The sequence below is a fragment of the Tessaracoccus sp. MC1865 genome, assembly GCF_017815535.1.
Lineage (GTDB): Bacteria > Actinomycetota > Actinomycetes > Propionibacteriales > Propionibacteriaceae > Arachnia.
The window spans coordinates 2,806,828-2,819,614 of the sequence record NZ_CP072596.1 but is presented as its reverse complement, the minus strand read 5'-3'; the positions used below and the strand labels follow the sequence as shown (position 1 = coordinate 2,819,614).

The 12,787-nt window shown below is 69.7% G+C and carries 13 protein-coding genes; 10 read left to right on the top strand and 3 right to left on the bottom strand.

The window, feature by feature from the left end:
- Window positions 1–10 precede the first annotated feature (10 nt).
- The 5 genes from J7D54_RS13100 to J7D54_RS13080 all read left to right on the top strand — a co-directional run bounded on the left by J7D54_RS13100 (window position 11) and on the right by J7D54_RS13080 (window position 4,556).
- On the top strand, window positions 11–604 hold the full coding sequence (locus tag J7D54_RS13100; protein ID WP_182763260.1) for a CE1759 family FMN reductase: 594 nt from the start codon (window positions 11–13) through the stop codon (window positions 602–604).
- Window positions 605–624: 20 nt separating this feature from the next.
- Complete coding sequence (mshB, locus tag J7D54_RS13095) at window positions 625–1,539, top strand: N-acetyl-1-D-myo-inositol-2-amino-2-deoxy-alpha-D-glucopyranoside deacetylase (RefSeq protein WP_182763261.1); 915 nt, start codon at window positions 625–627, stop codon at window positions 1,537–1,539.
- A 10-nt stretch (window positions 1,540–1,549) separates the two neighbouring features.
- Window positions 1,550–2,032 (top strand): hypothetical protein, encoded by a 483-nt coding sequence (locus J7D54_RS13090; RefSeq protein ID WP_182763262.1) that lies wholly within the window; start codon window positions 1,550–1,552, stop codon window positions 2,030–2,032.
- 102 nt (window positions 2,033–2,134) lie between these two features.
- Complete coding sequence (locus tag J7D54_RS13085) at window positions 2,135–2,764, top strand: cation transporter (RefSeq protein ID WP_245244022.1); 630 nt, start codon at window positions 2,135–2,137, stop codon at window positions 2,762–2,764.
- A 79-nt stretch (window positions 2,765–2,843) separates the two neighbouring features.
- The gene (locus J7D54_RS13080; RefSeq protein WP_182763263.1) at window positions 2,844–4,556 is read left to right on the top strand and encodes a serine/threonine-protein kinase; all 1,713 of its coding nucleotides are present in this window, start codon (window positions 2,844–2,846) and stop codon (window positions 4,554–4,556) included.
- Here J7D54_RS13080 and J7D54_RS13075 read toward each other — a convergent pair.
- A complete protein-coding gene (locus J7D54_RS13075; RefSeq protein WP_182763264.1) occupies window positions 4,553–5,197 on the bottom strand; it encodes an HAD-IA family hydrolase in 645 nt (214 codons plus the stop codon). The two genes, J7D54_RS13080 and J7D54_RS13075, sit on opposite strands and share 4 nt — an antisense overlap.
- Before the next feature lie 145 nt (window positions 5,198–5,342).
- Between J7D54_RS13075 and J7D54_RS13070 the strand changes: the two genes are divergently transcribed.
- The 3 genes from J7D54_RS13070 to J7D54_RS13060 all read left to right on the top strand — a co-directional run bounded on the left by J7D54_RS13070 (window position 5,343) and on the right by J7D54_RS13060 (window position 9,420).
- Entirely contained in the window at window positions 5,343–7,727 is a 2,385-nt protein-coding gene (locus J7D54_RS13070) for an alpha-amylase family glycosyl hydrolase (RefSeq protein ID WP_182763265.1), read from the top strand.
- A gap of 50 nt (window positions 7,728–7,777) precedes the next feature.
- A complete protein-coding gene (locus J7D54_RS13065) occupies window positions 7,778–8,752 on the top strand; it encodes a diacylglycerol kinase family protein (protein WP_182763266.1) in 975 nt (324 codons plus the stop codon).
- A gap of 74 nt (window positions 8,753–8,826) precedes the next feature.
- A complete protein-coding gene (locus J7D54_RS13060) occupies window positions 8,827–9,420 on the top strand; it encodes a DUF4126 domain-containing protein (protein ID WP_182763267.1) in 594 nt (197 codons plus the stop codon).
- On the opposite strand, the gene J7D54_RS13055 is transcribed toward J7D54_RS13060, so the two are convergent.
- Complete coding sequence (locus tag J7D54_RS13055) at window positions 9,417–10,007, bottom strand: hypothetical protein (protein ID WP_182763268.1); 591 nt, start codon at window positions 10,005–10,007, stop codon at window positions 9,417–9,419. The two genes, J7D54_RS13060 and J7D54_RS13055, sit on opposite strands and share 4 nt — an antisense overlap.
- Window positions 10,008–10,132: 125 nt before the next feature.
- Between J7D54_RS13055 and J7D54_RS13050 the strand changes: the two genes are divergently transcribed.
- Complete coding sequence (locus J7D54_RS13050; protein WP_182763269.1) at window positions 10,133–10,489, top strand: ArsC/Spx/MgsR family protein; 357 nt, start codon at window positions 10,133–10,135, stop codon at window positions 10,487–10,489.
- Between the two features lie 15 nt (window positions 10,490–10,504).
- Here J7D54_RS13050 and ald read toward each other — a convergent pair whose 3' ends face one another.
- Window positions 10,505–11,626 (bottom strand): alanine dehydrogenase, encoded by a 1,122-nt coding sequence (ald, locus tag J7D54_RS13045; protein WP_182763270.1) that lies wholly within the window; start codon window positions 11,624–11,626, stop codon window positions 10,505–10,507.
- 263 nt (window positions 11,627–11,889) lie between these two features.
- Between ald and J7D54_RS14380 the strand changes: the two genes are divergently transcribed.
- A complete protein-coding gene (locus tag J7D54_RS14380) occupies window positions 11,890–12,732 on the top strand; it encodes a transglycosylase family protein (protein ID WP_209455144.1) in 843 nt (280 codons plus the stop codon).
- Window positions 12,733–12,787: the final 55 nt, after the last annotated feature.

Here is a 12,787-nt window from a genome sequence, read left to right as displayed (position 1 = left end):
GGAGAGACACATGCAGCGCATCGTCGTTATTTCCGGCGGCCTGGGGTCGCCGTCGTCCACCCGCGTGCTGAGCGACGACATCGTCGCCCGGCTGCGTGATTCCCTCGCCGCCAAGGGGGAGGAGCTCGAGGTCACCGTCGCGGAACTCCGCGAGCTGGCCCACCCCATCGTCGACGCCATGCTCACCGGGTTCCCCACCGGCGAACTGGCCCGCATCACCGACGCCGTGGCCGCCGCGGACGGCCTCATCGTCGTCAGTCCCACGTTCTCGGCCTCAATCTCCGGCCTGTTCAAGAGCTTCTTCGACATCCTCGACATGGACACGCTCAAGGGCAAGCAGGTCCTCATGGCCGCCACCGGCGGCACGGAGCGCCACTCGCTGATGCTCGAGTTCGCCATGCGCCCCCTCTTCAGCTACCTGGGCGCGCTGACCATGCGCACGGCCATCTTCGCCGCGACGTCGGACTTTGGCGGCCCGGGTGTCGCCTCGCTGGGCCGCCGCGTCCGCGCCGGCGCCGACGAACTCGCCGACGCCCTCGTGGGCTCGAAGCGCAAGGTTGAGGTCGACGACTTCGTCGAGTTCGCCACTCTGCTCAGGAACTGACGGTGCCTATGCTGAAGGACATGCTCCCTGATCGCCGGCTCCTGCTCGTGCACGCCCATCCCGACGACGAATCCAGCCAGTCCGCCGCCACCATGGCCCGGTACCTCGCCGAAGGCGCCCAGGTCACGCTCGTGACCTGCACGCTGGGCGAACTCGGCGAGATCCTGGTGCCCGACTGGGCGCACTACTCCCCGCAGGAGTTGGGCGTGCACCGGCAGGAGGAGATCGCGCAGGCCATGAGTGTCATCGGCGTCACGGACCACCTCTTCCTCGGCGGGGTCGGCCGCTACCACGACAGCGGGATGATCACCACGGAGGCGGGCCGCGCGGGCGTGCCCGACGAGATGCCGGCCAACGCCTTCTGGCGCGCGGACCTCCTCGAGGCGGCGGACCACCTCGTCGATGTCATCCGCACCCGCCGCCCGCAGGTGGCGGTGACGTACGACCCGCACGGCAACTACGGCCACCCGGACCACATCCAGGCCCACCGCGTGCTGATGTACGCCGTGCAGTTGGCGGCCACACCGTCGCACAGGCCGGATCTCGGACCGCCCTGGGAGGTGCAGCGGGTGCTCTGGAACACGCACAACACCAGCCGTTGGGCGGAGGCCTACGCCATCGCTCGCGAGCGGGGGCTGGAGCTGTGGGGTGCCGATCACGACCACAGCGACGAGGCGGAGCGCCGCTTCGGCCCGGACCCGGAACAGATCGTCGCGGTGGTCGAGCTGCAGCCGTACCTCGACATCTGCCGCCGCGCGCTCTTCACCCACCGCAGCCAGGTCAACGCGGAGGACCCGTTCTGGCAGTTCTTCTCGATCATGCAGGAACTCCCCGGCGCGGGGGAGGCCTATCTCCTGGGTGCCGGGCAGCCGTTCCCGCAGGGCGACGGGCCGGCCACGGACCTCTTCGAGGGCCTGCCTCCGGACGCTACATAGAATTGCGCCCATGAGGATGAGACCCGCCGCACTTGCCGTCACCGTTGTCGCCGCGCTTTCGCTTGCCGCCTGCACCGGCTCGGACGAACCCACGCCTGCGCCCGAGGCCACCGCGTCCGCCCCGGCGGGTGGCACCCAGAGCGGCCTCCCGCAGCCGGAGGAGGAGGCGTTCACCGGCGAGATCCAGACAGAGGTGATCAAGGTTGGCCCCATGGACGTCACCGTGCCGAAGGGCATGAAGTTGCCGGAGAGCACCATCGTGACGCAGTCGGAGCAGTCAGCCGTGATGATGATCGACGAGGACCCGCAGCCAGTCATCGACTCCGTCATGAGCAGCGCCGCGGACGCCGGCTACGAGATCTACGCCGAGCCTAGCGAGGACCAGACGGTCTTCGTGGGCCACGGCAACGCCGTCCTCTTCACGGCCATCCCCAACGCCCAGATCCTGACGTGGGGCCCGGAGTCTATGAAGGACGTGCTCGCGGAAGGCTGACGCGGCGGCCGCATCAGATCTTCTCCAGTGCGGACCTCCCTGTGTGGGCCCGCGCGGACGCCCCCTGCTGGCGGACATCCCATGCGGTAGTAGATTCACCTCGTGATCGACCTCGACCCCGCCAAGGCCCGCCTGCTGCGCCGCACCGTGCTGGTGGTGGCGTGCCTGAACCTGGGCTACTTCTTCATCGAGGCGACGGTGGCGTGGGCCATCGGGTCGGTGTCGCTGTTCGCGGATTCGGTTGACTTCCTCGAGGACACCGCCGTCAACCTGCTGATCTTCGGCGCCCTCGGCTGGCCGCTCGCGCGGCGCGCGAAGGCCGGCAAGGTCATGGCGGTGGTCATCCTCGCCCCGGCAGCCGCGGCGCTGTGGCAGGCGGTGGCCAAGTTCTCCCACCCGGACGCACCTGATCCGCTGTCGCTGATCCTCACCGCAGGCGGCGCAGTGGTGGTCAACTCCCTGTGCGCGTTCCTGCTGCTGCGCCAGCGCGACCACGGCGGCTCCATGACCAAGGCCGCCTGGCTCGCCGCCCGCAACGACGTGATCATCAACATCGGCATCATCGCCATGGGCATCCTGACGCTCACCGTGGTACCCAACGGATGGCCGGACCTCATCCTCGGCCTCGGCATCGTCGTGCTCAACTTCCACGCCGCCAAGGAGGTCTGGGAGGTGGCCGAGGAGGAGAACCTCGCGGCCAAGGCCCTGGCCGGCGAGGTCGACGACGACTGAGCCGCCGGCCAACTGCCCCTGACCGGGGGCGTGAGACGCGGTGCCCGATCCTGGCGGCGGCGAGGGATAGTCTCAGAGCATGACCGAGAGCACCCAACCCGGCCCCGGGTACGTCCTCGCCGGCCGCTACCTGCTCGAGGAGAGGCTCGGTCGCGGCGGCATGTCCACCGTCTGGCGCGCCCGGGACCAGGTGCTGGGCCGCGAGGTCGCCGTCAAGGTGGTCGCGGAGATGGAGGACGCAGAGGTCACCGCGGAACGCTTCCGCCGCGAGACCCGCGTCACGGCCGCGCTGAACCATCCCAACATCGTCACCGTCTTCGACGCCGGCGTCGACAATGACCGGGCATTCCTCGTCATGGAGCTGCTGCCCGGCAGCACGCTGGCGGACGAACTGCGGACCCGCGGCGCCTTCCCCTTCGAAGAGATCCGCAGCATCGCCATCCAGGTCTCCGCCGCGCTCGGCGCCGCCCACCACGCCGGCCTGGTGCACCGCGACGTCAAGCCCGGCAACATCGCCCGCGCCGCCGACGGTGCGGTCAAGGTGCTCGACTTCGGCATCACCCACATCATCGACGAGGCGGTGGCAGATTCCGGTTCGCCTCTGACCGCCACCGGTGCCGTCATCGGCACCGCCGCCTACCTGGCGCCGGAACAGGCCCGCGGGATGCGGGTGGACCAGCGCGCAGACATCTACGCGCTCGGCTGCGTGCTGTTCGCCCTCATCACCGGCCGGCCCCCGTTCCAGGGCCCCACCGCGGTGTCCACGATGATGGCCCACGCCACCGAGCCGGTGCCCAACATCCAGGAGGCCCGTCCCGACGTGCCACCGCAGCTGGCCGCCATCGTCGCCGCCATGCTGGCCAAAGACCCGGAGGCCCGGCCGACCGACGCGGCCACCCTTGAGGCAGCGCTGCGCGCCGAGACCTCCGAGGCCGTCACCCAGCTCCTCCCGCCACCCGTGGTGGAGGGCGAACACACCGCCGTGGTGCCGGCGGCGGACCTCCCCGCGCCCATGCGGGCCTACCCGGCAGATGCCCCCGGCCCGGTGGTTGCGGCGCCTGTGGTTGCGCCAGCCCGAGCCGCCGTCGACCCGGAGGGCACCGACGACGACGTGCTCCCCATGGAAGAAGAGGAAGAGAGCAGCCGCCGGGGCCTGTTGATCGGCCTCATCACGCTGGCCGTGCTGCTGGTCGTGGGCTTCGCCTGGTGGCTGCTGTCCGGGGACCCGCAGCTCACGGCTGACCGGTCGCCGACCGCTGCCGTGCCGGCGTCGACCTCCCCGAGCGTCGACGCCTCGCCCTCGGTCTCACCCTCCCCGCAGACCACCGAGGCGTCCCCCAGCCCCACGCCCTCGCCCAGCCCCAGCCCTTCGGCCGCCCCCGCGACGACGACGGCTGCGCCGGCAACGACGGCCCCGGTCACTACCGAGGCGCCTCCGCCGCAGACTGAACCGCCCGTGGAGACCGCGCCCCCTGTCACTCAGGCGCCCCCACCGGCGGACCCGGGCAACATCGAGGGGGCCGCGCAGTCGGCTCAGGCGGCGGCCGATGAGCTCAGCACCGCCGTACGTGAAGCCTTCACGGGCGGCAACCTCGACAACGACGCGCGCAAGGCCGTCGACGCCGGCCTGCGCGATCTCTCCAGCGCGCTCCGCAGCGGCGACGAACAACTGGCCAGCGACGCCATCTCCGCGGTGGACCAGGCCCTCAGTGATTCCGGTCAGAAGGACCAGTTCGAAGGGCTCTACGAGCGGTTGAAGGACCAGGTCGACAGCTGGAACGACTTCCTCTAGGCCCCGTGCGGCCGAGAATCGAGGCCCAGGAGCGGGCGCAGGTCGTCCAGGTGGGCGACTGAGTGCTCGGCCGCGTCGTCGACGGGAGCAGCAGCCGACTCCACCGTGGCCGCCGTCATCCCCGCCGCCATGGCGGCCTCCGCGTCGATCGGCCGGTCGCCCACGCTCAGGCAGTCCGCCGGGTCCAGCCCGTGCCGCTCCATCAGCATCAGGTACAGCTGGGGGTCAGGCTTGCGCGGGTGGCCGTCGGAGGTGGAGATGAGGTCGTCGACCACGAGTCCCAGCCCGTCCAGCAGCGTCTGGGCGGAACTGCGGTCGCGGTGTGTCACCACGAGGTTGAGACCGCCCGCCGCGGAGACATCGCGCAGCAGTTCCCGGGCGCCGGGCATGGCCGGCGGGGGAGCCGACCTCCACCGCGTCTTCAAGGCAGCCTCGGCGTCCTCGAACTCCGACTCCGGCAGGTCGAAGCGCCCGCTCAGCGCGGCGATGGCCTCGCCCGTCGACCTGCGCGTCAGCATCGCCACCTCTGAATCCAACAGTTCGAGGCCGTGGCTGCGCACCACGTCGGCCAGTGCCGCGTCGAGCGCCGGATAGGTGTCGACGAGCGTCCCGCCCAGGTCCCAGAAGACGTGCCTGTACATCCTGAGAGACTACGGCGCCGCGGGACCCTCGGAGTGCCCGTCCGAGGAGAATTTTCATGGTGTGGGGTGGCGCCGCCGGGGTACGGCCTGCCGCAGGATGAGGCGTGTTTTACTGGGCGGCCCCAGTGTTTGCCACAATCGAGGGATGATCATCGCACTCGACGAACCCGGCTGGCCCACCGCGGACTGGCCGCTCGGAGCAAGCCCTTCGGCGGAAGGCATCACGTTCGCCGTCCACGCCCCGGCCGCCACCCGCGTCCAACTGGAGATCTATCCGGAGGCGCTGGGCGCCGACGCGTCCCACACCTTCCTCCCCGCCAAGGGGCCGGACGGGATCTGGCGCGCCAACATCCAGGGCCTGCCGCTCGGGGCCCTGTACGGCTATCGGGTCTGGGGCCGCAACTGGCCCTACGTCGACACCTGGGAGCCCGGCACGGAGGAGGGCTTCGAGGCGGACATGGACGAGGACGGCAACCGGTTCAACCCGAACAAGGTGCTGTTCGACCCCTATGCGCGCGAGATCAGCCACAACGTCTTCTCCGACAGCATCCTCGAGCACGGCAACGATGAGGTGTTCGGCACCGGCCCTGCGGAGGTCGACCCCACCCCGGCCGTCGAGGACGTCGAGCCCGAAGAACCGCTGCCCACGCGGCGCTCGGTCGACACCGCCCGCCAGGCGCCGAAGGGCATCGTGATCACCGACTACACCCCCATGGTCGACACACCCCACCTGCCCCCCGAGAAGTCGGCCATCTACGAGGTCTCGGTGCCGCAGCTCACCGGGCACCCGTCCGTCTGCCGGCTGAGCGAGCTGTTGAAGGACGAGCCCGGCTACGAGGGGGTCCAGAGCATCCCCGACGAGTATCGCGGCACCTACAAGGGCGCCGGCATGATGGCGCCCTACCTGAAGGCGCTGGGCTTCACCACCGTCGAACTGCTCCCGCTGCAGCAGACCAACGCGTCGGAATCCGCCCGCCGCGGCTACACCAACGCCTGGGGCTACATGACGCTGAGCTACTTCGCGCCCCACCGCGGCTACTCGTCGGACCAGAGCTACGGCGGCCCGACGCGGGAGTTCAAGGAGATGGTCTCCGCCTTCCACGCCGTCGGCATGGAGGTCTACCTCGACGTCGTCTACAACCACACGGCCGAGGGCGGCAACTGGGACGGCGACGTCAACAGCACCGGCTTCACCTCGCTGGGCGGCTTCGCCACGGCCGACTATTACCAGATGACCGCCGATTTCGTGCTGGTCGACGGCGCCACCGGCACCTCCAACCAGCTCAACTTCTCGTCGGACGCCGCCTGCAGGCTGGTGCTGGACTCGCTGCGCTACTGGACCACGGACATGGGCGTCGACGGGTTCCGCTTCGACCTTGCCACCGTGCTGGGCCGCAAACCGGACGAGGCGCACCCGGAGGACTGGGCCAACCAGAAGCGGTTCTTCACGGACCACCCGCTGCTGGTCGCCATCGCGGACTTCGCCGCCAGTGAGCACATCGAGGTCATCGCCGAGGCGTGGGACCTGTGGGGCTACGAGGTGGGCAACTTCCCGCGCGGCTGGGGCGAATGGAACGGCCGGTACCGCGACGCGGTGCGCCGCTTCAGCAAGGGCGACGCCAACATGCGTGACTTCCTCGACATGATGAACGGCGACTACCACCACTTCCACGACTCGGGCGGCGCGCAGAAGTCCATCAACTTCGTCGACGCGCACGACGGCTTCAACATGGTGGACCTCGTCAGCTACCAGGAGAAGAACAACGACCAGCCATACCCGTTCGGGCCCTCCGACGGCGGCTCCGACAACAACCTGTCCTGGGATTCGGGTGGCTCCCAGGCGCTGCGCCGCCAGCGGGTGCGCAACCTGTGGACCATCCTGTTCTTCTCCCGCGGCGTGCCGATGGTGGTGGCCGGCGACGAGTTCGGCCGCACCCAGAACGGCAACAACAACCCCTGGGAGCTCGACTCGCTGGCCATGCTGAACAACTACGCCATGATCCCGACGGCGGCGCCCCACCTCGTCGACGTCGAGGCAGGCGTCGACGCGGCCTACCACGACAACTTCGGGCGCTTCGACAACCAGGACGATGCCAACTCGCTGTTCCGGTTCGCCACCTTCATCGCCAATCTCCGGCAGCGTCACGAGGCGCTGCAGCAGACCCACTGGGGTGACCTCATCCCCGACAACAGGGACGTCAGTTACCTGTTCTCCACGCCGACGGGCGACGGTTACCCGGAGGAGGGCCACCGGGCCGTGGCGGTGCGCATCAACAACCCCGGCGACGACTTCTGGGTGCTGATCAACATGGCCGAGCACCCCATCGACTTCACGTTGCCGATGCCCGCCGAGGGGTGCGTCCTGCGCCGCCTCATCGACACCGCGTCATGGGCCGAGCCCGCGCACAACTACTGGCAGGAGGGCGAGGGAATGATCATGGAAGGGGCCACCACTGTGGAGCCCTGGGCCATCGTGGTGCTGCAGGAAGGCGTCCTCGAACCCCGCGACGTCCCGGTGTGGGAGGACTGAGCCCCTTGCCAATCGACCCGAGCCGCCCCGGGAACGGCCACACTAGGGACATGAGCACTCTCGCCGTGATCTTCAACCCCACCAAGATCGACCGCGCCGACCTCGAGGCGGTCGTCGAGCCGGCACGCGTCGAAGCGGGTTGGGGGGAGGTCCTCTGGTTGGAGACCGAGGAGGACGACCCCGGAGTCGGGATGGCGCGCGAGGCCGTCGAGAAGGGCGTCGACGTGGTGCTCGGCGTGGGGGGCGACGGCACCATCCGTTGCGTCGCCGAAGGGCTGCGCGACAGCGGGGTCCCGCTGGCGCTCGCGCCGCAGGGCACGGGCAACCTGCTCGCCCGCAACCTGGACCTCACCCTCGACAACCTGCCGGAGTCCGTCGACGCGGCCTTCAACGGAAAGCCCCGCAAGGTGGACCTCGGCATCGCCCGCTGGGTCCGCCCCAACGGCGACGAGGAGGAACGCGTTTTCCTCGTGGCCGCGGGGGTGGGGCTGGATGCGCAGATCATGTCGACCACCGACGAGAAGCTGAAGAAGCGCGTGGGCATGCTCGCGTACGTGAAGGCAGGCGTCGAGGCGCTGTTCCGCAACCATCGCATGCGGCTCACCTACCGGCTCGACGAATCCGAACCCGAGCGCGCCCGCCTGCACACCATCCTGATCGGCAACTGCGGCTCCATCGGCGGCAACGTGCTGCTGCTGCCGGACGCGGCCGTCGACGACGGTGTGCTGGACGTGGTCGGCGTCTTCCCCCGCGGCGTCTTCGGCTGGCCCAGGGTGGCCTGGAAGGTGCTGGTGGACAACGCCATCCTGCACCGCACCCGCAGCGAATTCGTCCGCAAGCAGCGCGACCGCAGCCGCGAGCTGAACTACCAGCAGTGCCGCGAGATCGAGATCACCTTCCACCGGCCGGAGGAGATCGAACTCGACGGCGACCACTTCGGGGAGATCAGGTCGCTGCTGGTGCAGGTGGAGGACGGTGGGTTGCTCGTCCAGATGCCGGCAGGCTGGACCCCCGCAGAGGACTGAGCCGGCCCCCATTTCCCCCTGATCCCGGCCTGCAGGCCTGTTGCTGAGCGTGCCCGCGACGCATACTTCAACGCATGGAACTGCTGCCAATGACCTTCGCCTCGGGCTGGGCCTCGGGCATCAACGCGTACGCCACTGTGTTCATCCTCGGCATCCTCGGGCGCTTCCTGAACACCGGCGGAGTCCCTGAGGGGTTCCAGCGCACCGACGTCCTGATCGTCATGGGCATCCTCGCCCTGGTGGAACTGGTGGCCGACAAGGTGCCGGTCATCGATTCGGTCTGGGACGTGCCCTCCACCGTCATCCGCCCGGTGGCGGGCGCGGTGATCGGCGCCCTGATCGCGGGCGCCAACGGCGACCTCCTCACCATCTCGCTCGCCGCGGTGGGCGGCGTCACGGCACTGCTCAGCCACCTCTCGAAGGCGGGGATCCGGTTGGCCGTCAACAGCTCGCCGGAGCCGGTCTCGAACGTGACCGCTTCGGTCGCCGGCGACATCGGGGTGGTCGGCGTCACCACCCTCGCAGTGCTGTTCCCCGTGATGGCCGCGGTCGTGGCCGCGGTCCTGCTGGCCCTGATGATCTGGCTCGCGTTGGCGATGATGGCCAGGATCCGACGGGGGTGGCGCTGGCTCAAGCAGCGCTGGACAGCGCCGCCGGCGGCCGTCTAGTCGGAGCGACGGCGGCGCGCCCAACCGAGCACGACCAGCGCCAGCAGCGCGGCCGCGGCCACCCCCAGCGCCGCGTAGAGGACCGCCGGGCTGCCGTTGTCGGGGCCGGGGGAGGGCGCCGTCGAGGAGTCGGCCGACGGGGTGAGCACCGTCGGCTCGCCCTCCGCGGTGGTCAGTTCCGCGGCCATCGCCTCGGTCATGGGGCCGGTGCCGTCGCAGAGGTCTGATCGCCACACGCCGTTGTCGTCGCGGGAGAACAGCGCGATGGTCATGCCCTCGGAGAGTCCCTCCAGGCCGCAGCTCGCGCCGCTGACCGGGGAGAGCACGGCCACCTGGGGGGCCTCGGGGCCTTTCCACAAGCGGGTGAGTTCGACGGTGTAGGTGGCGTCATCCATGGAGCTCTGAGGGTTCTCGGGCCGGTCCACACCCACCACGACGCCCTCCGCAACCAGGTCCGCGCTCTCGGCGTGTTCCGTGACCGACTGGGCCACACAGCTGCACGCGGCCGCGCGCGGGGCCTGCTGCCAGCTCACGACGCCGATCCCGGCGAGCAGCAGCAGCACCATCAGCATTGACCGTGTCCTCATCTTCCAAGTCTGGGGCCGTGCCCTCCGGTCGGCCCCGCCCCGCGGCCAACAGCAACCGGATTGTTATCCCTGGGATCGTCGCGGGTCGGCGGTAGGTTGGCGGTGATCAGAGAGAAGGGGCGACCATGTCAGAGCTGACCATCCTCCACAACCCGCGCTGCTCCACCTCGCGCGCCGCGCTCGAGGCGGCAGAGGCGTCGCCGTTCGCGCTCACCGTGCGCAACTACGTCAAGGTGCCGCTCACCGAGGAGGAGTGGCTCGAGGTGATCGCCAAGCTCGACGGCGACCCCACGGACCTGGTCCGCCGCGACGCCAACTTCAACTGCAGCACGTTGTCCGACGACGACGTCCGCACCGCCGAGCAGGTCGCCAAGGTGCTGGCTGAGCACCCGGAAATGGCACAGCGCCCCGTGCTGATCCGCGGAGACCGCGCGATCATCGGACGGCCCAAGGCCGCCGTCGCACCGTTCCTCGCGGGCTGAGCCGCCTGCCGGGCTTCAGGCGTCTGCGAGCACGTCCTCGACGGGGGCCCAGTCACGGTTGAAGGCCTCGGCCACCGGCTGCGACGTGAGCCGCCCGGCGTGCGTCGCCAGACCCTTCGCCAGCGCTGCGTCGATACGCATGGCTTCGCGCCAGCCGTGCTCGGCGATCCGCTCCACGTAGGGCAGCGTGGCGTTGGTCAACGCCCACGTCGAGGTGTTGGGCACCATCGCGGGCATGTTGGCCACGCAGTAGAAGGTGGAGCCGTGCACCTGGTAGGTGGGGTCGTCGTGCGTGGTGGGCCGGCTGTCCTCGAAGCAGCCGCCCTGGTCGATGGACACGTCCACCAGCACCGAGCCCGGCTTCATGGTGGCCACCATCTCGTTGGTGACCAGGCGCGGTGCCCGGGCGCCTGGGATCAGGACGGTGCCGATCACCAGATCCGCCTGCGGCAGGTGCTCCCGGATGGCCATTTCGGACGAGCGGAGGCCGTGCACCCGGTTGTCCCAGCGCCAGTAGGCCTGGCGCAGCTTGTCGATGTCGGTGTCCAGCATGGTCACGTCGGCGTTCATGCCGAGGGCGGTGTTGACGGCGTTCTGGCCGGCGGTGCCGCCGCCCAGCACCAGCACCTTCGCGTTGGGCACGCCCGCCACGCCGCCCATCAGCACGCCGCGGCCGCCCTGCGTCTTCATCAGGTGGTAGGCGCCCATCTGGGGGGCGAGGCACCCCGCCACCTCGCTCATGGGGTAGAGGAGGGGGAGCAGCCCGGTGGGCTTCTGCACCGTCTCGTAGGCGATGGACGTGGCGCCGGAGCTGAGCAGCGCGTCCACCAGCGGTTCGTCCGCGGCCAGGTGGAGGTAGGTGAAGACGCTGATCCCCTCGCGCAGGTGGCGGTACTCCGAGGCGACGGGCTCCTTCACCTTGAGAACGAGCTCGGCGTCGCCCCAGACGCGGTCCACGTCCGCCACCACCGAGGCGCCGGCATCACGATACGAGTCGTCGGTGAAGCTGGATCCCACACCGGCGCCCGCCTCCACGACGACCTCGTGCCCGCGATGGGTGAGTTCCTGGACGCCGACGGGGGTGATGGCGACCCGGTTCTCGTTGTTCTTGACCTCGCGGGGGACGCTGATGCGCATAGGGGAATCCTTCCGGTATCTGCTCAGGCTAGCCGCCGCTCTGGTGGGGCGTGACCGATGAAGGGCAGATGCCGCGGGGGGCCGGAGTTTCACGTCGGTGAACGAGCGCTGAGAGTTCTCAGTCGCCCACGGGGACCCTGCGGGTAAAGGCGCTTGTGGAGGTCGCGAATTGCGGTGAACCTGAAGCCAATCCTGAGAAATTCTTTGGAAAAGGGGGCCTCGGGGTGTTAACGTCATCCCGCTACTTCGAAAGGACCCCCTCCATGCTGAAGCGCCTCCTAGCCGCAGCCTCCGCGGCCGTCGTCGGTCTCGGGCTGGCCCTTGTGGCCCCGCAGACCGCGCAGGCCGTCGAGACGAACATGTACACGACGCCGGGCAATCACCTTGTCAACGGCCGGTACTGGAAGACCGCCTGCGACAAGTACTCAGACTCCGTCGTGCGGTGCCGCACCGAGATCTGGACCACCAAGGTGGCCACGGTCCAGGGCCAGCACGTCCTGCACAACGGGTGGGTGTTCAACAACCTCACCTACCTCCCCTCCGGTCGTGACCAGTGGGCGGGCAACCCCCTCGCCGCGGGCGGCCAGCCCGGCGGCACCCGCACCTGGACGGCCACTGACGGCCGCCAGTGGCGCACCGAGTGCGACACCGCCGCCACCGGCCGCAACGGCTGCCGCACCTACGCCCTGACCTCCGTGGTCGCCCACGAGGACGGCGCGTTCGTCACGGAGAACCAGTGGCAGTTCAACAACATCATCCAGTTCGCCACCACCGGCACCCCCGCAGTGACGACGATCCCGGCCGCGGCCCCGCCGCTGGCCGGGGTCCCCGTCGAGACCGCCCCGCAGCTGCCGGCGAACCAGCGCATCGACCTGAGCCGCGCCGCGACGTGGGACCGGATCGCCCGGTGCGAGTCCGGCGGCCGCTGGAACATCAACACCGGCAACGGCTACTACGGCGGCCTGCAGTTCAACCTGCAGACCTGGCGCTCGGTCAACGGCGGCGACTTCGCTGCCTACCCGCACCAGGCCACCCGCGAGGAGCAGATCACCGTGGCCAACCGCCTCTACGCGCAGCGCGGCTTCCAGCCGTGGAGCTGTGCCTGATTCCCTGAAGTAGCTGACGAACCCCCGGGCGCAATGCCCGGGGGTTCGTTGCTTA